Origin of the sequence: Caviibacter abscessus, assembly GCF_001517835.1 — a bacterium.
GTDB lineage: Bacteria > Fusobacteriota > Fusobacteriia > Fusobacteriales > Leptotrichiaceae > Caviibacter > Caviibacter abscessus.
In genome coordinates this window covers 16,525-39,673 of sequence record NZ_LOQG01000036.1, presented here as the reverse complement: position 1 = coordinate 39,673, position 23,149 = coordinate 16,525, and the positions used below count along the sequence as shown (strand labels likewise).

General features: G+C 26.4%; 24 protein-coding genes. 22 read left to right on the top strand and 2 right to left on the bottom strand.

Annotated elements, in window-relative coordinates; translation table 11 throughout:
- Window positions 1-32: 32 nt before the first annotated feature.
- Genes AWT63_RS04665 through AWT63_RS04635 form a run of 7 tightly spaced genes read left to right on the top strand, consistent with a single transcriptional unit; the run spans window position 33 to window position 5,829 of the window.
- Window positions 33-812, top strand: coding sequence for a TIGR00282 family metallophosphoesterase (locus AWT63_RS04665; RefSeq protein WP_068268657.1), 780 nt, complete (start codon window positions 33-35; stop codon window positions 810-812).
- Window positions 809-1,723: a 50S ribosomal protein L11 methyltransferase gene (gene prmA, locus AWT63_RS04660; protein WP_068268656.1), complete on the top strand. Its 915-nt coding sequence runs from the start codon at window positions 809-811 to the stop codon at window positions 1,721-1,723. Before AWT63_RS04665 ends, prmA begins: the two co-directional genes overlap by 4 nt.
- A gap of 1 nt (window position 1,724) precedes the next feature.
- On the top strand, window positions 1,725-2,351 hold the full coding sequence (gene cmk / locus AWT63_RS04655) for a (d)CMP kinase (protein ID WP_068268655.1): 627 nt from the start codon (window positions 1,725-1,727) through the stop codon (window positions 2,349-2,351).
- Window positions 2,329-3,384, top strand: coding sequence for an alanine racemase (gene alr / locus AWT63_RS04650; protein WP_068268654.1), 1,056 nt, complete (start codon window positions 2,329-2,331; stop codon window positions 3,382-3,384). Before cmk ends, alr begins: the two co-directional genes overlap by 23 nt.
- Window positions 3,381-3,953 (top strand): CvpA family protein, encoded by a 573-nt coding sequence (locus tag AWT63_RS04645; protein WP_068268653.1) that lies wholly within the window; start codon window positions 3,381-3,383, stop codon window positions 3,951-3,953. Before alr ends, AWT63_RS04645 begins: the two co-directional genes overlap by 4 nt.
- On the top strand, window positions 3,940-5,034 hold the full coding sequence (gene rodA, locus AWT63_RS04640; RefSeq protein WP_068268652.1) for a rod shape-determining protein RodA: 1,095 nt from the start codon (window positions 3,940-3,942) through the stop codon (window positions 5,032-5,034). The genes AWT63_RS04645 and rodA overlap by 14 nt, the downstream gene beginning before the upstream one ends.
- 9 nt (window positions 5,035-5,043) lie before the next feature.
- Window positions 5,044-5,829, top strand: coding sequence for an RluA family pseudouridine synthase (locus AWT63_RS04635; protein WP_068268651.1), 786 nt, complete (start codon window positions 5,044-5,046; stop codon window positions 5,827-5,829).
- A 26-nt stretch (window positions 5,830-5,855) separates the two neighbouring features.
- Here AWT63_RS04635 and AWT63_RS04630 read toward each other — a convergent pair whose 3' ends face one another.
- On the bottom strand, window positions 5,856-6,116 hold the full coding sequence (locus tag AWT63_RS04630) for an HPr family phosphocarrier protein (protein WP_068268650.1): 261 nt from the start codon (window positions 6,114-6,116) through the stop codon (window positions 5,856-5,858).
- A gap of 84 nt (window positions 6,117-6,200) precedes the next feature.
- Between AWT63_RS04630 and dapB the strand changes: the two genes are divergently transcribed.
- From dapB to AWT63_RS04615, 3 genes are all read left to right on the top strand, one after another.
- Entirely contained in the window at window positions 6,201-6,881 is a 681-nt protein-coding gene (dapB, locus tag AWT63_RS04625) for a 4-hydroxy-tetrahydrodipicolinate reductase (protein WP_068268649.1), read from the top strand.
- A 79-nt stretch (window positions 6,882-6,960) separates the two neighbouring features.
- On the top strand, window positions 6,961-7,653 hold the full coding sequence (gene dapD, locus AWT63_RS04620) for a 2,3,4,5-tetrahydropyridine-2,6-dicarboxylate N-acetyltransferase (protein ID WP_068268648.1): 693 nt from the start codon (window positions 6,961-6,963) through the stop codon (window positions 7,651-7,653).
- An 11-nt stretch (window positions 7,654-7,664) separates the two neighbouring features.
- Window positions 7,665-8,780 carry a hypothetical protein gene (locus AWT63_RS04615; RefSeq protein ID WP_068268647.1) on the top strand — a complete coding sequence of 372 codons (1,116 nt, stop codon included), beginning with the start codon at window positions 7,665-7,667 and terminating at the stop codon, window positions 8,778-8,780.
- Window positions 8,781-8,876: 96 nt separating this feature from the next.
- Here the strand turns inward: AWT63_RS04615 and mscL are convergent, their stop codons facing one another.
- Window positions 8,877-9,275 carry a large-conductance mechanosensitive channel protein MscL gene (mscL, locus tag AWT63_RS04610; RefSeq protein ID WP_068268646.1) on the bottom strand — a complete coding sequence of 133 codons (399 nt, stop codon included), beginning with the start codon at window positions 9,273-9,275 and terminating at the stop codon, window positions 8,877-8,879.
- Between the two features lie 129 nt (window positions 9,276-9,404).
- Between mscL and AWT63_RS04605 the strand changes: the two genes are divergently transcribed.
- The 12 genes from AWT63_RS04605 to AWT63_RS04550 all read left to right on the top strand — a co-directional run bounded on the left by AWT63_RS04605 (window position 9,405) and on the right by AWT63_RS04550 (window position 23,021).
- A complete protein-coding gene (locus AWT63_RS04605; protein ID WP_068268645.1) occupies window positions 9,405-10,106 on the top strand; it encodes an epoxyqueuosine reductase QueH in 702 nt (233 codons plus the stop codon).
- Window positions 10,096-11,298, top strand: coding sequence for a BaiN/RdsA family NAD(P)/FAD-dependent oxidoreductase (locus AWT63_RS04600; protein ID WP_068268644.1), 1,203 nt, complete (start codon window positions 10,096-10,098; stop codon window positions 11,296-11,298). The genes AWT63_RS04605 and AWT63_RS04600 overlap by 11 nt, the downstream gene beginning before the upstream one ends.
- Window positions 11,291-12,859 carry an NAD(P)/FAD-dependent oxidoreductase gene (locus tag AWT63_RS04595; protein ID WP_068268643.1) on the top strand — a complete coding sequence of 523 codons (1,569 nt, stop codon included), beginning with the start codon at window positions 11,291-11,293 and terminating at the stop codon, window positions 12,857-12,859. The genes AWT63_RS04600 and AWT63_RS04595 overlap by 8 nt, the downstream gene beginning before the upstream one ends.
- A 2-nt stretch (window positions 12,860-12,861) precedes the next feature.
- On the top strand, window positions 12,862-14,478 hold the full coding sequence (locus tag AWT63_RS04590; protein WP_068268642.1) for a phospho-sugar mutase: 1,617 nt from the start codon (window positions 12,862-12,864) through the stop codon (window positions 14,476-14,478).
- Between the two features lie 114 nt (window positions 14,479-14,592).
- Window positions 14,593-16,074 carry a glutamate--tRNA ligase gene (gltX, locus tag AWT63_RS04585; RefSeq protein ID WP_068268641.1) on the top strand — a complete coding sequence of 494 codons (1,482 nt, stop codon included), beginning with the start codon at window positions 14,593-14,595 and terminating at the stop codon, window positions 16,072-16,074.
- Between the two features lie 46 nt (window positions 16,075-16,120).
- The gene (locus tag AWT63_RS04580; RefSeq protein WP_068268640.1) at window positions 16,121-16,789 is read left to right on the top strand and encodes a dTMP kinase; all 669 of its coding nucleotides are present in this window, start codon (window positions 16,121-16,123) and stop codon (window positions 16,787-16,789) included.
- Entirely contained in the window at window positions 16,786-18,015 is a 1,230-nt protein-coding gene (gene hisS / locus AWT63_RS04575; RefSeq protein ID WP_068268639.1) for a histidine--tRNA ligase, read from the top strand. The genes AWT63_RS04580 and hisS overlap by 4 nt, the downstream gene beginning before the upstream one ends.
- Window position 18,016: 1 nt before the next feature.
- Entirely contained in the window at window positions 18,017-19,759 is a 1,743-nt protein-coding gene (gene aspS, locus AWT63_RS04570; RefSeq protein ID WP_068268638.1) for an aspartate--tRNA ligase, read from the top strand.
- Window positions 19,760-20,024: 265 nt separating this feature from the next.
- Window positions 20,025-21,686 (top strand): DNA mismatch repair endonuclease MutL, encoded by a 1,662-nt coding sequence (mutL, locus tag AWT63_RS04565; protein ID WP_068268637.1) that lies wholly within the window; start codon window positions 20,025-20,027, stop codon window positions 21,684-21,686.
- 51 nt (window positions 21,687-21,737) lie between these two features.
- Window positions 21,738-22,196, top strand: a complete 459-nt coding sequence (locus AWT63_RS04560; protein ID WP_068268636.1) for a 23S rRNA (pseudouridine(1915)-N(3))-methyltransferase RlmH — start codon at window positions 21,738-21,740, stop codon at window positions 22,194-22,196.
- Window positions 22,197-22,207: 11 nt separating this feature from the next.
- On the top strand, window positions 22,208-22,657 hold the full coding sequence (locus AWT63_RS04555) for a hypothetical protein (RefSeq protein WP_068268635.1): 450 nt from the start codon (window positions 22,208-22,210) through the stop codon (window positions 22,655-22,657).
- The gene (locus AWT63_RS04550) at window positions 22,647-23,021 is read left to right on the top strand and encodes a hypothetical protein (RefSeq protein WP_068268634.1); all 375 of its coding nucleotides are present in this window, start codon (window positions 22,647-22,649) and stop codon (window positions 23,019-23,021) included. The genes AWT63_RS04555 and AWT63_RS04550 overlap by 11 nt, the downstream gene beginning before the upstream one ends.
- The last annotated feature ends 128 nt before the right edge of the window (window positions 23,022-23,149 follow it).

Genomic DNA, 23,149 nt, shown 5'->3' with positions numbered 1-23,149 from the left:
AGTTTGACTTAATTAGAATAGGAGAATTAAAAATGAAATTTTTAATGATAGGGGATGTAGTTGGTGAACCAGGGAGAGATATGCTTTATAAGTTTTTAGAAAAAAGAAAGCATAATTATGATTTTATAATCGTAAATGGTGAAAATGCAGCATCAGGATTTGGAATAACCCCTAATATTGCAAAACAATTTTTAAATAAAGGTGTAGATGTAATAACTTTAGGAAATCATACATATGACAGAAAAGAAGTATTTTCATACCTTGATGAAGAGAAGAAAATAATAAGACCACATAATTTTCATAAGGCACTACCTGGACATGGATATGTAATAGTTAATAAAAATAATGTTAAAGTAGGTGTGATAAATATACAAGGTAAAATTTTTATGCAGCCTATAGCTTGTCCATTTCTTGCAATAGATGAATTAGCTCCTAAATTACGGGAACAAGTGGATATATTAATAGTAGATTTTCATGCGGAAGCAACATCTGAAAAACAAGCAATGGGTTGGAATTTAGCAGGAATAGCTTCAGTTATTTATGGAACACATACACATACGCAAACAGCAGATGAAAAGATACTTTACGGGAAAACAGGATATATTACTGATTTAGGTATGACGGGTGGAAATGATGGTGTTTTAGGTATGAACAAACGTGAAAGTATAAAAAGATTTAAAGAAGGTTATGCACCTAGATATGTTCCATGTGAAGAAAACCTTAGAATTAATGGTATCGAAGTTATTATTGATGAAAAAACAGGATATTGTAAAGAAATAAAAAGAATAAATTTAGGATATGACGAAGTATGATACTAAAAAAAGTTAAGATAGAATATTACAGTGATAATAACTTAGAGAATAAACAAAAGATAATTGAAACATTAAAAGATTTTGGTATATTTGAATTAGAGCTAGAAGAAGATTTTACTATGAATAAGCTTGATTATCTTGATAATTTTAATTTGAAAAAAATGGTATGGTCTGTAATATTTTGTTTACCAAATAATAGATTTTTTGACAAAATTGTAAATAAAATAAGTGTTGAATTAAATAATAAGCTTGAAAATTGTGTATTTGAATTATATGTAAATGATTTAGATACAAGTTCATATAAAGATGAATGGAAAAAAGCATTTGTTACAACTAAAATTGGAAGTAAAATAGTGATAAATCCAAGTTGGATAGATTATGATGCACAAAATGATGAGATAGTAATAAATATAGATCCTTCAATGGCATTTGGTACAGGAACTCATGAAACAACATCTTTATGTATAGATTTAATAGAAAAATATGTAAAAACATCTGATGACGTACTTGATATTGGTTGTGGTTCAGGAATATTAATGTTGGTATCTAAAAAACTAGGTGCAAAAAGTGTTACGGGAATAGATATCGATAAGAATTGTTTTGATGTTGTAAATAACAATTTTGAAAAAAATGGTATAAAAAATGATTATGAAATTATTATAGGAAATCTTGTAGATAAAATTGAAAACAAGTATAATTTAGTTGTATCAAATATATTAACAGATGTTCTTGAATTATTATTAGTTGATATATTAAAGGTACTAAAAAAAGGAAGTATAGTGATATTTTCAGGAATATTAAAAGAAAAAGAATACAAAATATTAAATCAAACTCAAGAAAAAGGATTAAAATTAATTGATAAAAAAGAGAAAAATAATTGGGTTGGTTTAGTTTTTGAATATGAGGGATAAAATGATTATAGCAATAGATGGTCCATCAGGTTCTGGTAAAAGCAGTATAGCGAAAATAATAGCAAAAAAATTAAATATACAGCATCTTGATACAGGAGCAATGTATAGATTACTAGCCTTAAAATTAATAAAAGAAAATAAAGAATTTGATAAAAGTATTTTAGAAAATTTAAATATTTTAATAAAAGGAAATATTTTTTATCTTGATGGTATTGATGTATCTGAAGAAATTAGAGAAAATGAAGTTTCAAAAAAAGCATCAGATATTTCAAAAATTAAAGAAGTAAGAGAGTACATGGTATCTTTACAAAGAAAAATTGCAGGAGAGCAAGATATCATATTAGATGGTAGAGATATAGGAACAATAGTTTTTCCTGATGCTAAAGTAAAAATCTTTTTAACTGCTTCTTTAGAACAGAGAGCAAAAAGAAGACATTTAGAAGATAAAAATATAGGTTATGAAAAAATTTTATATGATATGAAGAAAAGAGATGAACAGGACTCAACTAGACAAAATTCACCACTTAAAGTGGCAGATGATGCAATAGTTTTAGACACTACAAAAATGGATATTGATGAAGTAACTAAAAAAATTATTGAAATAGTTGAAAAAAAGAAAAATGAGTAGAAGTCAAGTTATAATCAATCTAAAAAATGTGGAATATAATATAGAAAAGATATTTGAATTTGTACCTAAGCAAAAATTAATGGCGGTTATAAAAGCAGACGCATATGGACATGGAGCCGTTAAAATATATGAGCTTTGTATAAAAAAAGGAATAAAATGGTTCGGAGTTGCTACGTACAAGGAAGCAATGCAACTATATAGAAAAAATAATAATACAAATATTTTAATACTTTCTCCAATTGAAAAAAAATATTATAAATCATTATCAAAATACGGTATTCATTTTACTGTAAGTTCATTTGAAGATATAGAGTATATAAATAAACATAATTTAAAATGTAATATACATTTAGCATATGATACTGGAATGGGAAGAATAGGATTTAATGATAATGATATAAGAAAAGCGATAAAATTATCAAATCCTAAGGGTATTTTTACTCATTTATCTGTATCTGAATCTGATGATGATTATACAAAAAAACAAATTGAAAAATTTAATAATATTGCACTTTCGAGTAATATAGAATTTAAGCATGCATTAAATAGTTATGGAAGTTTTAAATTTGCTAAAAAATATACAAACTATGACTTATATAGAGTAGGTATAATGATATATGGTGGAGATGATACAGGTCTATTTAAGCAAGCACTTAGCTTTTATTCAAGAGTAAATTATGTAAAAAAACTTGATAAAGATTCTTTTATAGGATATGGAAACACTTATAAAGCTAAGAAAAATGATTATATTGCAACAATTTCAGTTGGTTATGCAGATGGAATAAGAAGAGATTATTCAAAAGATGGAAAAGTATATATTAATGGAAAGTATTATAAAATAATAGGAAATATATGTATGGATCAATTCATGGTCTTAGTTGATGAAAATGTTAAAATTGGTGATAAAGTTGAAATTATTGGTGAACATATAACATTAAATGAAATAGCAAAAGCTATTTCAAGTATAAGTTATGAGATATTATGTTCTATAGGCAAAAGGGTATATAAGAAATATAAGGAGAATAATTTATGATTTTAGATGTGTTAATTATAATTTTTATATTGATTCTGTTGTTTAAGGGTCTACAAAAAGGATTTATTTACGAGGTATTTTCAATTACAAAAATATTTGTCACATTATTTTTAGTTACAAAATTTAATGACAAAATAAACAATCTTCTTTTATCATATGGTTATAAATACTCAAATGTGATAGTTTATATAATTTCATTTTTAATTATATATGTAATTTTATCTATAATAGTTTCAATAATTGATAAATTTTTAAAAGTTATTAAACTTGGAACACTTAATTCTTTATTAGGTGGACTATTTGGAATTATAAAAGGAATAGCATTATCTTTTATAGTTATAGTTTTTCTAATTTTTATTAGAGGATACAATGAAAAAATTGAAAAAACTTTAAATACAAGTTATTGTGTATACTATACATCAATATATTTTGACGGAATTTATGATTTATTTCCTAAATTTATGTCTTCTAAATTAAAGGAATTTAGTGAAAAAAATAAAAAAATAAAATTAGAAAATATAATTTATAATAAAATAAAAAAGGACGTTCTCACAGATGGCGTACAATAAAGAAAAATTAAAGGATAAATTAATTAAGTTTGATAAAACTATTGTTATACTTGTATATATTCTTGTAATTATAAGCACAATTTTTGTATACAGTGCGTCAAGATCAATGTCATATGTATACAAAAATGTAATGTGGATAGGTGTTGGAACGATCATAATTGCACTTTCTTTATTTATAGATTATAGCGTAAGCAAAAAATACATATGGTATTTGTATGGATTTTCGTACTTTATTTTGCTAAGCGTAATGTTTTTTGGTAAAAAGACACTTGGTGCTCAAAGATGGATTTCAGTTGGAGGAATACAACTTCAACCATCTGAATTTGTTAAAATAATAGTAATAATGGTGATGGCTTATTGGATTATAGTTAAGCTTAGAAATGGAATTAATAATATAATTGATATGTTTATTGGAATTTTTCCTATAATACCTATATTAGTTATATTACTTAAACAACCAGATTTAGGTACGACATTAATAATTTGTTTTTCATATATGTGTATATTGTTTTTAAATGATGCAAATATGAAACCTATAATAATAATAGTAATTTCAGTTATAGTATTAAGTGTACCTGTATATAAATTTGTTTTATCAGATTATCAAAAAAATAGAGTTGAAGTATTTTTAAATCCTGAAAAAGACATAAAAAATAAAGGGTGGCATGTAACTCAATCAAAGATATCAATAGGTTCTGGTGGATTTACAGGTATGGGAATATTACAAGGAAGTCAAAGTCGTCTTAAATTTTTACCTGAACCACAAACAGATTTTATATTTTCCGTTATCTCGGAAGAAACAGGATTTTTAGGGGCCTCGTTTTTATTATTCATATATTTTTACCTTATTTATTCTATATTAAGAGTTAGCAGGTTAGTTGAAGATAATTATGGTAAGTTAATTGTTTATGGGATTTCAGGAATATTTCTTGCTCATGTTATTGTAAACGTTGGTATGACTTTAGGGCTTTTACCTGTAACAGGAAAACCACTACTTTTTGTAAGTTATGGTGGTAGTTCTATGCTTTCATCTTTTATGCTTATTGCTTTAGTTGAAAGTATAAAAATTCATTCTGAATAAGGTGATAATTTGAAAATAAAAATTGATAAAGAATATGAAAATGTAAGACTTGACAGATATTTGAGAAAACATTGTAAAAATAATAGCTTATCTGAAATATTTTCTGCTATTAGGACTGCAAAAATAAAAGTAAATGATAAAAAAGTATCTCAAGATTACAGATTAAAAATAGACGATGAACTTTATATAACTTCACTTGAATTTAATTTAATAAAAAAAGAAAAAAAAGAGTATAATAATAAATATATAGTATATGAAGATGAAAATTTATTAATAATAAATAAACCAGCAGGAATGCCAATTCATAAGGGAAGTGGGCATAGTAAGGGATTAGCAGAATTATATAATATAAATTTTGCAAATAGACTTGATAGAAAAACAAAAGGTTTGGTTATAGGGTGTAAAACGCCAAGTATGTTAAGACATGTAACACAGCTTATAAGAGAAAATAAAGTTATAAAAAAATATGAAGCAATTACTAAAAATAACGGTAAATATGCTATTGGTGATGTATTTCATATAAAAAATAAACTTTATGTAGGAGAGGACAAAGTAATTATAAGTGATAAAGGAAAAATAGCTGAAAGCATATTTAAGGTGATTGATATACAAAAGGATAAGATAATTTTTGAAGTACAATTAATAAGCGGGAGAAAACATCAAATAAGAGTACAACTTAGTAGCATAGGGCTTAGTATAATTGGTGATGATAAATATGGAAATTACAAACCGGAAGATGAATTGATGCTAAAATGTAAATATTTAGAGTTTGATAAATATAAATTTGAAATATAAAAAGGAGCATCTGCTCCTTTTATTTATTAATCTATAACATTTAATAAAAATTCAACAATTGAATTTACAGCTATTTCTTCATCTGCACCTTCAGCTGTAACTGTTAATTCTGCACCATTTTTTATACCCGCAGATAGTAACTTAGTAATAGCTTTAGCATTAAAACTATTTCCTCCATAAACTATTTGAATAGAACTTTCAAATTCTTTTGCTTTTTTTACTAAAGCACCAGCTGGTCTAGCATGTAACCCTTGTGGACCAGTGAAAACTAATGATTTACTAACCATGTCTTCCTCCTATTAAGTAGTGTAATATATGTAAAATAATACAATAGAAAACAAGAAATGTCAATATAAAAGGAGTGTTTAACTATGAAAATTTTAATATCAGGTAATGGCGTTATGGCAAATATAGTAAAAGATTGCATAAAAGAGCCTGATGTATTTGCAGGAATGATAGATACAACAAAAGATGTTATTTTTAACGAAGATTTTGATGCTATAATTGATTTTTCAAATCACTTGGCAACAAAAAAAATATTAGAGTTTGCAAAAAATAAAAATAAACCTATATTAATAGCAACAACAGGACATAGTATTATAGAGGAACAATTAATAGAAGAATACAGTAAATATATATATATAATTAAAGCAACAAATACTTCTTTAGGAGTATTTGCTTTAAATAGACTTGCAAAATTAGCTACACAACTTTTAGAAAATTTTGATATAGAAATAATTGAAAAACATCATAACAGAAAAATAGACGCTCCAAGTGGGACAGCCAAAACGCTTGCTAAAAATATTAAAGATGTAAGATCTGATTTAGAAATAGTTACAAATAGAACCGGAAAAAGAAACTCAAATGAATTGGGAATACATAGTGTTAGAGCTGGGAATATATTTGGAGAACATAGTGTTATTTTTGCAGCTGAAGATGAAATAATTGAAATAAAACATACTGCATTTTCAAGAAAAATTTTTGCAATAGGTGCAATAAAATTGGCACATACTTTGCTAGAAAAAAAACAAGGTTTGTTTGTATATGAATAAAAACTGGAGTTTAAAGCACATTTACTTTTATTTTAATATATAGTATAATTAATAAACACCAAAATGAAGGGAAATAAAAATGACAGAATTAGAAAAATCTAAAGCAATTATTAAGTTTATAGCAGATTCAAAAAAATCTACACCTTGTGAGCTTATAACTGATGAAAATATAATAAATAATTATGGTTGTAAATTAATTGGTAAAGATTTGAAACATATATATGGCGATATAGAAGAAATAAAAAAAATAATAAGCGAGAACAATCTTAAAAATTATCATTTAAAATATGATAGAAGAAATTCAGGAGTTCCAATGCTTGATATAACAAACATTGATGCAAGAATAGAACCTGGAGCTATAATAAGAGATAAAGTTGAAATAGGATCTAAAGCAGTGATAATGATGGGTGCCGTTATAAACATAGGTGCAAAAATAGGCGAAGGTACTATGATTGATATGAATGTAGTTTTAGGAGGGCGTGCTGTTGTAGGTAAAAATTGTCATATTGGTGCCGGTTCAGTTCTTGCTGGTGTAATAGAACCACCATCAGCAGATCCGGTAATTGTTGAAGATAATGTAGTTATAGGAGCAAATGCTGTAGTTTTAGAAGGCGTAAAAATAGGTAAAGGTTCTGTTGTTGCAGCTGGAGCAGTTGTTACAGAAAATGTACCTGAAGGTGTTGTAGTAGCGGGAATGCCTGCTAAGATAATAAAAAAAGTAGACGAAAAAACAGAACAAAAAACAGAGTTAGTACAAGATTTGAGAAAGTAGGGGAATTAAAAATGAAAAAGATTTTATTAACATCGGCAGCATTGTTTACAATATTAACATATGCAGGACCAAAAGCAGATATAGAAGCAGCAAATAAATTATATGAAGCAAAAAAAACACAAGAAGCACAAGAATTACTAAAAAAGAGTGTACTAGTTAAAGGAGAAGAAAAAGAATTTGAAGAAATTAACTTACACTTAGCACAGACTGTTGCAAAAACAGATGCAGAAATAAAAATGTATTTAGGAAAAATAACAGCAAATAAAGAATCAAAAACTGATATAGCTAAATATGCAAATAGACAATTATTAAATATGGTAAGTACTGACAAAGAAAGAGTAGCACTTGCTGAAGAGTTAAATGCAAGATATGAAAGTAAAGATGCTGTAACTTTAGGACAATTAGCATACTTATATGATAAAGTTGAAAATAAAAATAAATACAGTGAAATATATAATCTTGCTATGAAAAATACAAATAAAAACTTTATTGCCACTTTCTTATATGCTATAGCAGAAAATATGTTAGTTCGTGGAAATGCTAACGGACTTAACTTTGCAAATAAAGTAATTGCGTTAAATATTTCAGAAATTTCAGCAAGAACACATATAATAATATCAGATTATTATTTTGATATACTTAAAGATAAAACAAAAGGATATAATAGCTTAAACTCTGCTGAAAAATTAGCACCAAAATCAGCTGAAATAATTTATACAATAGGTTTAAGATATTTAACATTAAACGAATTAACAAAATCATATAACTATTTACAAAAAGTAGATAAATTAGCACCAAATAATTCAGAAATAACAATGAGATTATTTATTGTAAGTTCTAAAATTGGTAAAACAAAAGATGAAGCTGTTTATGCAAGTAGATTAAAAAAATTACATAAAGCAAATAATACAATGTTAGGAACACTTTTATTGAATAATAATAATGCAACTGGAGCTGAAAAATACTATAAATTAGGATTAAGAGACAAAAATAACGATGCAAATTTAGGATTAGCATATGTAGAAGCAGCTAAAGGAAATAAAGCGGCAGCACTTAAATGGGCTACAACAGCTAAACAATTAAAAGTTGCAGGGGCAGAAGAATTTATAAAACAATTAAATAAATAAAAAGATTAAGGCATTACAAAAGTGTAATGTCTTATTTTTATAAAAAAATGAGAATAGATAGCTTCTATTCTCATCAAAGTCATAATAATTTATGCCTTATTTTTTTAATAAATCTCTTATTTCTGTTAATAATTCTTGTTCCATAGTAAGTTTTGGTTCTGCTGGAACTTCTTCTTCAACTTTTTGAGCTGGTTTTGCTTTATTATAAAGTTTTATAACAATAAATATAACAAAAGCTATTATTAAAAAGTCAACAATATTTTGTATAAATGCACCATAATTAAGTGTTGATGCAGGAATATCTCCATTAGCCTCTTTTAAAACAACTTTTAATTCTCTAAAGTTTATATTTCCTAATATAAGACCAATTATTGGCATTATAACATCATTTACAAGAGATGCTACTATTTTACCAAATGCTCCCCCTATTATAACCCCAACAGCTAAATCAATTACGTTACCTTTTGAAATAAATTCCTTAAATTCTTTTAACATATCTAAGTCTCCTTAATTTTATCAATTGATTATACCAAAAAAGAAGAAATAATAAAATAGAAATTCATTAATTGACAAAAGATAGTTTTACAAAGTATAATAAAATTAATATGAAAGGGTGTATGAATAATGTTTGATGCAGATGATTTAGTAAAAAAAATGAGACCAAATGAAAAAATAAATTATCATAAATTACTAGTTCAAGTTATTGATAAATGGAAACAACATGATGAAAAACCTAGTGTATTGCTTCATAGTTGTTGTGCACCTTGTAGTACATATACTTTGGAATTTATGTGTGAATATGCAAATATTACAATACTATTTGCAAATTCAAATATTCATCCTGAATATGAATATAGAAAAAGAAGTATGGAACAAAGAAAATTTATTGAAAATTTTAATAAAGAAACAAATAATAATGTAGGATATATAGAGGAAGAGTATAAACCTCTTGAATTTTTTAAGTTAGTAAGAGGTTTGGAAACTGAAAAAGAAGGCGGGAGAAGATGCGAAGTATGTTTTGCATATAGACTTGATATAGTTGCAAAAAAAGCTATAGAACTTGGATTTGATTATTTTGGCAGTGCATTAACATTAAGTCCTATGAAAAACAGTGAACTGATAAATAAAATTGGTTTTTCAATTCAAAATATTTATGAAACTAAATATTTACCTTCAGATTTCAAAAAAAATAATGGATATAAAAGATCAATAGAGCTTTGTGAACAATATGATGTGTATAGACAATGTTATTGTGGTTGTATATTCGCAGCAGATAAAGAAAAATATAAAATGACTGTTGAAGAAGGAAAAAAATATGGTTTTTGATTTTGCTATAATCGGAGCTGGTGCTTCAGGAATGCTTTGTGCGATAAAAGCTACTCTAAAAGGCAAAAGAGTTATAGTTTTTGAACATAAGGATAGGATACTTAAAAAAGTTCTTACTACTGGAAATGGTAGATGCAATTTTACAAATTTAAATGCTAATTCAAAAAAATATACTTCAAATCAAAATAATTTTGTTGATTATCTTTTTGATAAATATCCGGTTTCAAGTGTTATTGATTTTTTTTCTACAATGGGAATTTTAGCTGTAGAAGGTAAAAATGGAAAAATATATCCAAATTCTCTTCAAGCTGCATCAGTAGTTGATGCTATAAGAAATTACGCTAATTTTTTAAATATACCAATAAAACTAGATGTAGATATAAAGGATATAAAAAATGAAAATGGTATGTTTAGTATTTTTGATATTAAAGCAAAAAAACTTGTGCTAGCAACAGGTGGTTTTAGTTATAAAGAACTTGGTAGTGACGGTAGTGGTTATGAAATTGCTAAAAAATTTGGTCATAGTATAACTAAACTTAGTCCAATACTAGTTCAATTAAAAGCTGATAAAAGCTATATAAAAGGTCTTGAAGGCATAAGACTTGATGTAAGACTTAGTATGTATAAAAATAATAAATTATTAAAAGAAGATATAGGAGAACTTTTGTTTACTCCATATGGAATATCAGGACCTACTGTATTTAATTTATCATATTTAATACCTAAATATGGTTTTGAGGTTGATTTTTATGTAGATTTTATGCCTAATATAAGTTTAGAAAATTTAAAAGAAATGTTATATAATAGAAGAAATCAATTAAATTATTTGGAAATAGCAGATTTTTTGACTTCAGTTTTACCCAAAAAATTAGGGCAGTTTTTATTAAAGCAAGCTGGAGTTGAAAAATTAAATGAAATGGTATATATGATAGATGATAAAACACTTAGTAATCTTTCAAATATAATAAAAAGATACAATATAAAATGCTATGACACTATGGGATTTAAACAGGCACAAGTTACAGCAGGTGGTGTTGATACAAGAGAAATTGATAATAAAACATTTATGTCAAAAAAAGTAAATAATTTGTATTTTTGCGGTGAAATATTAGATGTATATGGAGAATGTGGCGGTTACAATCTACAATTTGCATTTGCATCTGGTATGTTGGTTGGAGAAAATAATGATTAGAATTTCAGGAATAAAATTAGGTATAAAGCATAGTAATGAAGATATAAAAAAAGAAGCAGAAAAGATATTAAATGCAGATATTACAAAGTTTAAAATATCAGCAAAATCAATAGATGCCAGAAAAAAATCAAATATTAAAATAGTATATTCTATAGATGTTGAGTTAGAAAATGAAGAGCAATATATTAATGGTAATACTATAAAAAAAATTGAGCCTTTAAACTACATTATACCAAATTTAAGTTCATATAAAGGAAAAAGACCTGTTGTAATAGGTAGTGGACCTGCCGGTATTTTTGCAGGATTAATACTTGCGAGAGCAGGATTAAAACCCATTATACTTGAACGTGGTAAAGAGGTTGATGAAAGAGTTGAGGATGTTTATGAATTTTTTAAAACAGGTAAATTAAACACAGAATCAAACGTTCAGTATGGTGAAGGTGGTGCCGGAACATTTTCAGATGGAAAACTTACTACAAATTCACACAATGAAAGAATTAAAATAGTAATAGATGAATTAATACTTGCAGGAGCAGATGAGGCTATATCATATTTATCAAAACCACATATTGGAACTGATGAACTTATAAAAATAGTAAGGAAAATAAGGGAAACAATAGTAAGTTTAGGTGGAGAATACAGATTTTTAAATAAAGTTATAGGTATTAACTATGATAAATATAATAATTTAAGTTCTCTTCAAGTTTTAACAAAAGAAAAAGAGTATATTTTAGAAACTGATAAATGTATACTTGCGATAGGTCATAGTGCCAGAGACACCTTTTATATGTTAAAAGATATCGGAATAAATATGACTAAGAAAATATTTTCAGTTGGTGTTAGAATAGAACATAAACAAAAAATGATAGATAAAATGCAGTATGGAAGAGATGATTTAGGACTTCCTCCGGCAGAATATAAATTAAATGTAAGAACTGACAATGGAAGAGGAGTTTACACTTTTTGTATGTGTCCTGGAGGTGTTGTAGTTCCTGCTGCAAGTGAATTAGGTCATATAGCTATAAATGGAATGAGTTATAATAATAGAGATTTAGAAAATGCAAATTCAGCAGTTCTAGTTAATGTAAATCCTGAAGACTTGGAAGATGATTTAATGGCAGGAGTAAAATTTCAAAGAGATCTTGAAAAAAAAGCATTTGAATTAGGTGGAAGTGATTATAAGGCACCGGTTCAATTAGTTGAGGATTATATTCAAAATAGAGTAACAAAAGCATTAAAAAGTATTAAACCAAGTTATAGTATAGGATATAAATTAACAAATTTAAATGTTTTATTTCCTGAATATATAAATGAAACTTTAAGAGACGGTTTAATAAAATTAGATAAAAAAATAAATGGTTTTGCATCAAATGATGTAATAATTACAGGTGTTGAAAGTAGGAGTTCTTCACCGATTAGAATATTAAGAGATGATGAATTGTATTCAAACATAAAAGGATTAATTCCTTGTGGAGAGGGTGCAGGATATGCAGGTGGAATTATGACAGCTGCTGTAGACGGAATAAGATGTGCTGAAAAAATAATAAAGGAGTGTTATTAAAAATGCAAGAATATGAAAGATGGCTAAATGATGAATATATTACTAATGAAGATAAAGAAATACTTAAAAATATGACAGAAGATGAGATTAAAGATTCTTTTTATACGACACTATCTTTTGGTACAGGAGGAATAAGAGGTAAAATAGGATTAGGTCCTAATAGAATGAATGTTTACCTTATAAGAAAAGTAACACAAGGAATATCAAATTATCTTTTAAAAAATTATAAAGAAAAAGCAATAAGTCAAGGTGCTGTTATAGCTTATGATCCAAGAAATATGTCATATGAGTTTGCAATGAATACTGCTAAGGTATTTTCATCAAATGGTATAAAAGCATATGTTTTTGAAGATATAAAAACAACTCCAGAACTTTCTTATGCTATTAGAAAATTGGGATGTATGGTTGGAATAGTAATAACAGCAAGCCATAATAAAAAGGAATATAACGGTTATAAAGTATATTTTGAAGATGGAGCTCAAATAGTTGAACCACATGCAAGCAGAATAATTAATGAAGTTGATACTATAAAAAGTTTTTCTGAAATTAAATATGATGAAAATGCAAAAGTAAATATATTAGATGATAGTATTGATAAAATGTATTTAGAGGATTTAAAAAGTCTTACGATAAATAACATAAATTGGAAAGATAAGTTAAATGTTGTTTACACTCCACTTCACGGTGCAGCAGGAAATACGGTATATACTTTATTAACTCAAATGGGATATAATGTAAAAGTTGTAGAAAATCAGTTTAAACCAGATGGTACTTTTCCGACTATAGATTATGCAAATCCAGAAGATCCAAAATCTTTTGAACAGGCAATAAAAGTAATGGATGAAAATACTGATGTTTTAATAAACAACGACCCAGATTCTGATAGAATAGGTTTATGTGTTAATGATAAAGGTAAACTACATTATATAAGCGGAAATGAACTTGGAATGCTTATGATAGACTATATTTTAAATTATAAAAAAGATATAAAGACAAATAGCACAATAGTTACAACAATAGTTTCAACACCTATGGTTGATAATATAAAAAACATAAGAGTTATAAAAACTTTAACAGGATTTAAATATATAGGAGAGAAAATAAAACAATTTGAAGAAGGAGCGTTAAACGGTAGTTTCTTATTTGGTTTTGAAGAAAGCTTCGGTATGTTATACGGAAGTTTTACTCGTGATAAAGATGGAGTATTGGGAGCTATGTTGGTTTGTGAAATGGCGGCATTTTATAAGAAAAAAGGAACTAATATAGTAAAAGAACTTGAGAAAGTTTACGATAAATATGGACACTATAAATCAGGAGTAATAAACATAACACTTGAAGGTATTGAAGGTAAACAAAAGATAAATGAAGTTATGAATTATTACAGACATAATATTGAAAAAGAGCTTTTTGGATATAAAGTAGTTGAAAAAATTGACTATCTGGAAGAGACAGGTCTTCCCAAAGAAAATGTTATAAGCCTAAAACTTGAAAATGATACTCATATAATAGTAAGACCTTCGGGAACAGAGCCAAAAATTAAGTTCTATATTTATGTAAATACTGAAAATGGCGATAATATAGAAGATTTAAAACAAAAATTAACTGAAACGGTTAAATAAAACTAGGTAGAGTCTATCTCTACCTAATTTTTAATTGAAAAAAGGTATAAAGTTATGATAAAATATAACAAAATTTTAAAAATTACAATTAATATATATAATTAGGAGATAAAAATGGAAGTTGAAAGTGTAAAAGTTAGAATAGCCCCTTCTCCAACAGGAGATCCACACGTGGGTACAGCATACATAGGATTATTTAACTACGCTTATGCAAAGCATAATGGTGGTAAATTTATACTAAGAATAGAGGATACAGACAGAACAAGGTTTTCAGCTGATTCTGAACAACAAATATTTGATGCGATGAAATGGCTAGGACTTTATTATGATGAAGGTCCTGATAATGGTGGAGACTTTGGTCCATATAGACAATCTGAAAGAATGAATATGTATAAAGAATATGCTGAAATATTAGTTGATAAAGGAGAAGCATATTACTGTTTTTGTACACAAGAAAGATTAGCAAGTTTAAGAGAAAGACAAATTGCTATGAATCAAGCTCCTGGTTATGATGGACATTGTAGAAAATTAACAAAAGAAGAAATAGAGAAAAAGAAAAATAATAATGAACCGTATATAATAAGACTTAAAATGCCATATGATGGACAAACTATTGTAAAAGACAGATTAAGAGGAGACATAGTATTTGAAAATAGTAAAATTGATGATCAAGTGCTGTTAAAATCAGATGGATTTCCTACATATCATTTAGCAAATATAGTGGACGACTATTTAATGGGAATTACAGATGTTATTCGTGCTGAAGAGTGGATAGCTTCAACACCTAAACACGTTCAATTATATAAAGCATTTGGTTGGAAAGAACCAAGATGGTTTCATATGCCACTTTTAAGAAATGCAGATAAGACAAAGATATCAAAAAGAAAAAATCCGGTATCATTAAATTACTATAAAGAAGAAGGGTACTTAAAAGAAGGAATGCTTAATTTCTTAGCATTAATGGGTTGGAGCATGCCTGAAGATAAAGAAATTTTTACTCTTGATGAAATGATAGAAAACTTTAGTTTTGATAGAGTATCTCTTGGAGGACCTGTATTTGATTTAGTAAAATTAGGTTGGGTAAATAATCAACACATGAGATTAAAAGATATCAAAGAATTAACACAATTAGCTAAACCATATTTTGATAAACTATATGATATGACAAGTATTAGTTATGAACACCTAGAATTTATTGTTGAAATTTTAAGAGAAGGAGCTCATACATTAAAAGAGCTAGCACAATCTGCCGATATTTATTTCAATGATACTTTTTCTATGCCTATAGTAACTGAAGATATGAATAAAAAAGAAAGAAAATCTGTAACAAGATTACTTGAAGCTTTAAATAGTGAAAATGGGAAAAAAGCTATTGCGTTATTTAAAGAAAAAATTGAAAAAGAAAATGAAAATATTTCTATTGATAGAGCAAAAGAAATACTTCAAGAAATTCAAAATGAAATAAATGAAGGTCCAGCAGCATCACTTATGCCTCTTCGTGCAGTACTTACAGGTAAGGCAAGAGGTGCAGACTTATACACAGTCATAACTGTTATTGGAAAAAACAGAATATTAAAAAGAATTAATCAATTTTAAAATCGGTTTTTCGTTTGAAAAACCTTTTTTAACAGTTGGAGGCTATATGAAAGGTAAATTAATAATTATTGAAGGTACAGATGGTAGTGGTAAACAAACACAAAGTAATTTACTCTATGAAAATTTAAAAAAAGATTATGATATAAAAAAAATATCATTTCCTAATTATGAGAGTAATGCTTCATATCCTGTTAAAATGTATTTAGCAGGAGAATTTGGGAAAAATGATGATATAAGTGTGTTTGCATCATCAATTTTTTTTAGTATAGATAGATACGCATCATTTAAAAAAGATTGGGAATCTTTTTACAATTCAGGTGGAATAGTAATAAGTGATAGATATACAATTTCAAACATAATTCATCAGGGAAACAGAATATATAACGAAAAAGAATTTGCATACTATAACGAGTGGCTTACAGAGCTAGAATGGAATAAATTCGGTTTACCTAAACCAGATTTAATAATCTTTCTTGATATGCCTTATGAATTTTCAAATAAACTTATTTATAAAAGACCTAATAAAATAACTGGAGAAGATAAAAAAGATATATTGGAATCTGATGAAAATCAAAAATTAAGAGCATACAATACTGCAAAAAAAGTCGTTGATATTTATGGTGCTAAAGTTATAACCTGTATAAAAGATGGTAAACTTAAAACAGTAGAAGAGATACAAGATGAAATTTTAGCGGTAGTTAAGGAGATACTATGATACAAGTACTAAAAGGAATGAAAGATATATACTTTAAAGACATTGAAAAATTTGAGTACATAGTTGATACAGCAAAAAAAGTATTTAGTAAATATGGATATGAAAGAATAATAACACCTAATGTTGAAGAACTTGATTTATTCAAAAGAAGTGTAGGAGATGAAACAGATGTAGTTTCAAAAGAAATGTACGATTTTGAAGATAAAGGTGGAAGACATATAGCGTTAAGACCTGAGGGGACAGCAGGAGTTGTAAGAGCTTATTTAGAATCAAAACTATATAAATCAAATCCTAACATTAAGTGGTATTATTATGGTCCTATGTATAGATATGAAGCACCGCAAAAAGGAAGATATAGAGAGTTTAATCAAGTTGGTATTGAATGTTTTGGAACAAGAAATCCTATGCAAGATGCACAAATAATCAGTATGGCTTGTGAATTTTTAGAAAAATTAGGAATAAGTGATTTAGTAGTAGAATTAAATAGTTTAGGTAATACTGAAAGTAGAGCAAAATACTTAGAAGTATTAAAAAAATATTTAATAGATAATTATGATAAATTATCTGAAAATTCAAAAATAAGATGTTATAAAAATCCACTTAGAGTTTTAGATTCAAAAGAAGATAGTGAAATTGTGGAAAATGCTCCTAAGTTACATGATTATTTTGATTGTGAAAGTAAAGAATTTTTTGAAAAATTATGCTACTATCTTGAAAAATTTAATGTAAATTATGTAATTAATGATAAGTTGGTTCGTGGTTTAGACTACTATTCTGATACTGTATTTGAAATTAAATCATCAAAACTTGGGGCACAATCAACGGTTTTAGGTGGTGGAAGATACGATAAATTAACGCAAATATTATCAAATACCTTAACGCCTGCAATAGGTTTTGCAGCTGGAATAGAAAGAATATCTTTATTGCTTGACGAAAACTTACTTCCAAATAAAAAAGAGTTAGTTTATATCGTTTACTTTGAAGAAACAAAAGAAAACTTATTTAAAATATTAGATGTTTTAAGAAAAAATGATGTTTACGTTGAATATGAATATGAAATTAAAAGTTTTAATTCTCAAATGAAAAAAGCAAATAAACTTGGTGCAAATAAAGTAATAATATTAGGTACAGAAGAAATTAAAAACAATCAGGTATCTATTAAAAACTATATTACAGGTGAGCAAAAAATTGTAAATATAGAAAACATAGCTGAGGAGATAAAGTAATATGTATAGAACTCATAAATTAAATGAATTAAGAATAACAAATTGTAATGAAAATGTAATATTGTCAGGTTGGGTTTCTAAAATTAGAAATTTAGGAGCTTTTGCTTTTATTGATTTAAGAGATAGATACGGTATTACTCAAATAGTTTTAAAAGATGATTTAATGGAAAATGTAAAGATAATTAAACCAGAATCTGTAATAAAAGTAGAGGGAACAGTTGCTAAAAGAAGTTCAATTAACAGTAAAATAGAAACTGGAGAAATTGAAGTAATAGCAAATAATGTTGAAATTTTAAGTTATTCAAAACCGTTACCTTTTGAAGTTGATGATGAAAACATTCAAAATGAAAATTTACGTTTAACATATAGATATATTGATTTAAGACGTGAAAGAATGAAAAAAAATATAGTAAAAAGAAATGAAATGCTATTTTCAATTAGAGAATTTATGAATAAAGAGGGATTTTTAGATATAGATACGCCTATACTTGCTAAAGCTACTCCGGAGGGTGCAAGAGATTTTGTTGTACCAAGTAGAATACAAAAAGGTAATTTTTATGCACTACCTCAATCACCACAACTTTTTAAACAAACTCTTATGATAGCAGGGCTTGATAAATATTACCAAGTCGCAAAATGTTTTAGAGATGAGGATTTAAGAGCTGATAGGCAGCTTGAATTTACGCAAATTGATATGGAAATGTCTTTTATAGAACAAGAAGATATCATAACTTTAGTTGAGAAACTTGCTAAAAAAGTATTTAAAGATGTAACAGGAAAAGATGCTAATTATGAGTTTCCACGTATAACATATGATTATGCAATGGAAAACTATGGTAGTGATAAACCTGATACTAGATTTGAAATGAAGCTAATTGATATAAAAGATATAGTAAAAGGAAAAGGTTTTAGTGTATTTGATAATGCACAATATATAAAAGCAATAGTTGCTGATAAAGATTTTTCAAGAAAAAATATAAAAGAACTTGAAGATTATGTAAAAATATACTTTAAAGCTAAAGGACTTGCATATATTAAAAAGGAAAATGATGTATTAAATTCATCAATAATAAAATTCTTTGATGAAACTACTATAAAGCAACTTGATGAAAAATTAAACATACAAAATGGTCAAACTTGCTTTATAATCGCAGATGAAAAAAATATAGTTTTAAATGCAATGGGTGCTTTAAGATTAAAATTAGCAAATGAATTAGAAATAATTGACAATAATAAATTTAATTTCTTATGGGTTGTAGATTTTCCTATGTTTGAATATAGTGAAGAAGAAGGAAGATATAAATCACAACATCATCCATTTACAAATGTAAAAGCAGAAGACAGACATTTACTTGAAAGTAATGATTTAGAAAATATTAAAACAGATTCATATGACTTAGTTTTAAATGGATTTGAAATAGGTGGAGGAAGTATAAGAATACATGATGCAAAATTACAAAGTCTTGTATTTGATAGATTATTAATTTCAAAAGAAGAGCAGGAAGAAAAATTTGGATTTTTATTAGAAGCATTAAAATATGGAGTTCCACCACATGGAGGATTAGCATTTGGGTTTGATAGATGGCTTATGGTAATGTTAAATGAAGTATCTATTAAAGAAGTTATACCTTTCCCTAAAACAAATAAAGGACAAGATTTAATGACCGGAGCACCTGCTGATATTGATGAAAAACAATTAAAAGAAGATTTAATGTTAAATATATTAAATGAAAAAAACATTTAAGTAAACCATTATTATTCATTTGAAATACAGACAAATTAATGATATAATGAATTTATACTAGAGTATCAAGAGTACTTCAAATTTTTGGGCTTTACTCAATCTTAATGGGGTTGTCCCTACAAACTATGCCTCAGGCTAATCACGAAAGACGTAAGTGCTTAAACGGATTCTGTACGTATTTTGTAAATAACTACCACCTGTTTTTTTGTAACAGGCGACCAAAAATTTGTGCTGGATACTCTAGTTTTTTTAGGAGAAAATATTTATGGGTAAAATTAAAATACTTGATGAAAATGTTTCAAATATAATTGCAGCTGGAGAAGTTGTTGAAAATCCTGCATCAATGATAAAAGAATTACTTGAAAATTCACTTGATGCTGGAGCTAATAACATATATATAAGTGTAGAAGATGGTGGAAAGTATGTGAAAATTGTAGATGATGGTGTAGGTATGGAAATTATGGACCTTTATTTATCAATTGAAAGACATGCAACTTCAAAATTAAGAACAAAAGAAGATATTTTTAATCTTAGTACTTTTGGATTTAGGGGAGAGGCACTAGCTTCTATTTGTGCTGTTTCAAAGTTTACTATGACTTCTAAAACTTCTGATATGAAATTAGGACATAGAATAATGGTTATAGGTGGAAATATTGTGAAATCTGATGATGTTGCAAGTAAAACAGGAACTGTAATAGAAATTAGAGATTTATTTTACAATACACCTGCAAGAAAAAAATTTTTAAAAAAAGAACAAACCGAAAATAGTAATATAAAAGACATAGTTATGAAAATTGCACTTGCAAATTATAACGTGTCAATAAAACTTGAAATTGATGGAAAACAAAGTATATCAACTAATGGTAATGGAATAGACAACACATTATTTGAACTTTTTGGCAAAAATATTTTTAAAAATTTAAAAAAATTCAAATATGGATATTTAGGAAATAGTGAAATTTTTAGGGGCTCAAAAAACTATATATATACATATGTAAATAATAGATATTGCAAATCAAATTTAATTGAAAGAGCTGTGATAGATGGATATTATACAAAATTAATGAAAAATAAATATCCTTTTGCTATTATTTTTTACAACATAAACTCTTCAGAAGTTGATGTAAATGTACATCCTTCAAAAAAAATAGTGAAATTTTCTGATGATAAGATAGTTTATAGAGTAATAAAAAGTGCAATAGAGGACTTTTTTTATGAAGATGATAGAAAAACTTGGACTCCTACTACATACACTAATAAAGAAATAGAAATAAAAAAAGAAATACACTATGTAAACGACGAAGATAAAAAAACTACGTATATTCAAAGTATATTTGATGTTAATGAAGAAAATAATGTTTCAAATTTTGAAATTATAGCTCAAGTTTTTAATACATATATAATGGTAAAGAATGAAGATAGTATTGATTTTTATGATCAACATGCTATGCATGAAAGAATAAGATACGAGAAGTTAAAAGAAGAATATGCAAACAAAAAAATGACAAGTAAACAACTTTTGATACCAGAAGTGATTGAATTTACAAGTTATGATGTAAATACTGTAGTTAATAATTTGGAAATTTTTAAAGAATTTGGATTTGATATAGAACAAATATCAGAAACAGAAATAATATTAAGAGAAGTTCCGGATTTTGAACTTAGAAATACGCCTAAGAATATAATAAAGGCTATGATAGATAGTATAAGCGAAGATGGAGAAATTAAAGATATAAGAGAAAAAATAATAGTTTCAATGTCTTGTAGAACAGCAATTATGGCAGGACAAAAACTTAAGATGGAAGAAATGCAAGCACTGGTAGAAGAATTACATAAAATAAACAAGTTTAATTGCCCTCATGGAAGACCTGTAATATCACAAATAAAGAAAGAATACCTTGATAAACTATCTAAGAGAAAAGTGTAAATTTTGCTTGTAATTTTTACGTAAATATGTATAATAGATAAGGAAACGTAAATGCTTAAAATAAATATTATTTCTATTGGTAAAATAAAGGAAAAATATATTTCTGATGGAATAAAAGAATATCAAAAAAGAATTGAAAAATATGTGAATTTAAAAATTATTGAACTTAACGAAGAAGAGGATAATGTAACTGCTATACAAAAAGAATCAACTAGGATAATTGAAGAAATAACTAATAAAAGAGCATATAATATATTATTAGATATTAAATCAAATAATCTAAGTTCAGAACAATTAGCAAGTAAAATTGATAAACTTACTATGAGTTATAGTACAATTAACTTTATCATTGGAGGTTCTCGAGGTGCTAATGATGAAGTTAGAAAAAAATGTGACTATTTATTGAGTTTTTCCAATATGACTTTTCCACATCAGTTATTTAGATTAATGCTGGTAGAGCAGATTTATAGAAGTATTTGCATAATAAATAATATAAAATATCATAAATAACGGAGGGTTTTATGTATTCATTTGGAGAAGAATTTACTTACTCAATTGATGACAATTTAGAATATTTTACTTGTTTAAATACTATTGAATACGACGATAAAGAATATATCATTGCTGAAAACGAATATGGGATAAAAAAAGTTTTTGAATGTGATGAAGATGAAGAAGAAATATATATGGTTGATGAAGAAGAGGAAGATACAATCCTTGATATATATGAAAGGAATATATTTGAAAGAGATCAGCCAAATATTAATTATGGTTTAGATGATGACGAAGATGATATTGATACATACGATTCAGAAAACGATGGTCTTAGCGTAATAATTGATGAAGATGAACAAGACTTTGAATCTGAAAAAATTCATGAAGAAAATTATGAAGATGATGAAGAAGAAGTTTTTGAAGATATGGATGATTTCATAGATGACTTTTTTGAAGATGAAGATGATGAGAAATAATATGACTATTGATATTAAAAGTATCTATTTATACTATAATGACAAAAAAGATGAAAACAATGTAATACTTAAAAATTGTTCTGTTAATGGAAATGTATATAAATGTGATAATTATTCATTTGAGTTATATGAGAACAAATTATTGGTAAATTCTAATAATAATGGTATGAAATATATAAAACAGTATATTTTAAATGAAGAAACTACATCAAAATTAGAATTAAATAATTGCATATTTTTAACAAAAATAGAGACAATCTTTTTTGAAAACATTAATAACAAAATTAAGATAGTAGCTAGAGAATATACTGAAAAAAATGAATTTTTAAGTGAAGTAAATATTGAATTAGTTATAACAAATTAGTACATACAATAAGTATGTGCTTTTTTTAACTAAAAAATATCTAAAAATCTTTTGAAGCTGTATAGTACGTAAAACATAGTGTATAAGAGAAATAAATAACAAGCAAACTAAAAAATAACTGATGTTGT

What these genes read in the sequence shown, in the direction of transcription:
- AWT63_RS04665 (WP_068268657.1), top strand. Translation starts at nt 33, where the DNA reads ATGAAATTTTTAATGATAGGGGATGTAGTTGGTGAACCAGGGAGAGAT.
- prmA (WP_068268656.1), top strand. Translation starts at nt 809, where the DNA reads ATGATACTAAAAAAAGTTAAGATAGAATATTACAGTGATAATAACTTA.
- cmk (WP_068268655.1), top strand. Translation starts at nt 1,725, where the DNA reads ATGATTATAGCAATAGATGGTCCATCAGGTTCTGGTAAAAGCAGTATA.
- AWT63_RS04645 (WP_068268653.1), top strand. Translation starts at nt 3,381, where the DNA reads ATGATTTTAGATGTGTTAATTATAATTTTTATATTGATTCTGTTGTTT.
- rodA (WP_068268652.1), top strand. Translation starts at nt 3,940, where the DNA reads ATGGCGTACAATAAAGAAAAATTAAAGGATAAATTAATTAAGTTTGAT.
- AWT63_RS04630 (WP_068268650.1), bottom strand. Translation starts at nt 6,116, where the DNA reads ATGGTTAGTAAATCATTAGTTTTCACTGGTCCACAAGGGTTACATGCT.
- dapB (WP_068268649.1), top strand. Translation starts at nt 6,201, where the DNA reads ATGAAAATTTTAATATCAGGTAATGGCGTTATGGCAAATATAGTAAAA.
- dapD (WP_068268648.1), top strand. Translation starts at nt 6,961, where the DNA reads ATGACAGAATTAGAAAAATCTAAAGCAATTATTAAGTTTATAGCAGAT.
- AWT63_RS04615 (WP_068268647.1), top strand. Translation starts at nt 7,665, where the DNA reads ATGAAAAAGATTTTATTAACATCGGCAGCATTGTTTACAATATTAACA.
- mscL (WP_068268646.1), bottom strand. Translation starts at nt 9,275, where the DNA reads ATGTTAAAAGAATTTAAGGAATTTATTTCAAAAGGTAACGTAATTGAT.
- AWT63_RS04605 (WP_068268645.1), top strand. Translation starts at nt 9,405, where the DNA reads ATGTTTGATGCAGATGATTTAGTAAAAAAAATGAGACCAAATGAAAAA.
- AWT63_RS04600 (WP_068268644.1), top strand. Translation starts at nt 10,096, where the DNA reads ATGGTTTTTGATTTTGCTATAATCGGAGCTGGTGCTTCAGGAATGCTT.
- AWT63_RS04595 (WP_068268643.1), top strand. Translation starts at nt 11,291, where the DNA reads ATGATTAGAATTTCAGGAATAAAATTAGGTATAAAGCATAGTAATGAA.
- AWT63_RS04590 (WP_068268642.1), top strand. Translation starts at nt 12,862, where the DNA reads ATGCAAGAATATGAAAGATGGCTAAATGATGAATATATTACTAATGAA.
- gltX (WP_068268641.1), top strand. Translation starts at nt 14,593, where the DNA reads ATGGAAGTTGAAAGTGTAAAAGTTAGAATAGCCCCTTCTCCAACAGGA.
- AWT63_RS04580 (WP_068268640.1), top strand. Translation starts at nt 16,121, where the DNA reads ATGAAAGGTAAATTAATAATTATTGAAGGTACAGATGGTAGTGGTAAA.
- hisS (WP_068268639.1), top strand. Translation starts at nt 16,786, where the DNA reads ATGATACAAGTACTAAAAGGAATGAAAGATATATACTTTAAAGACATT.
- aspS (WP_068268638.1), top strand. Translation starts at nt 18,017, where the DNA reads ATGTATAGAACTCATAAATTAAATGAATTAAGAATAACAAATTGTAAT.
- mutL (WP_068268637.1), top strand. Translation starts at nt 20,025, where the DNA reads ATGGGTAAAATTAAAATACTTGATGAAAATGTTTCAAATATAATTGCA.
- AWT63_RS04560 (WP_068268636.1), top strand. Translation starts at nt 21,738, where the DNA reads ATGCTTAAAATAAATATTATTTCTATTGGTAAAATAAAGGAAAAATAT.
- AWT63_RS04555 (WP_068268635.1), top strand. Translation starts at nt 22,208, where the DNA reads ATGTATTCATTTGGAGAAGAATTTACTTACTCAATTGATGACAATTTA.
- AWT63_RS04550 (WP_068268634.1), top strand. Translation starts at nt 22,647, where the DNA reads ATGAGAAATAATATGACTATTGATATTAAAAGTATCTATTTATACTAT.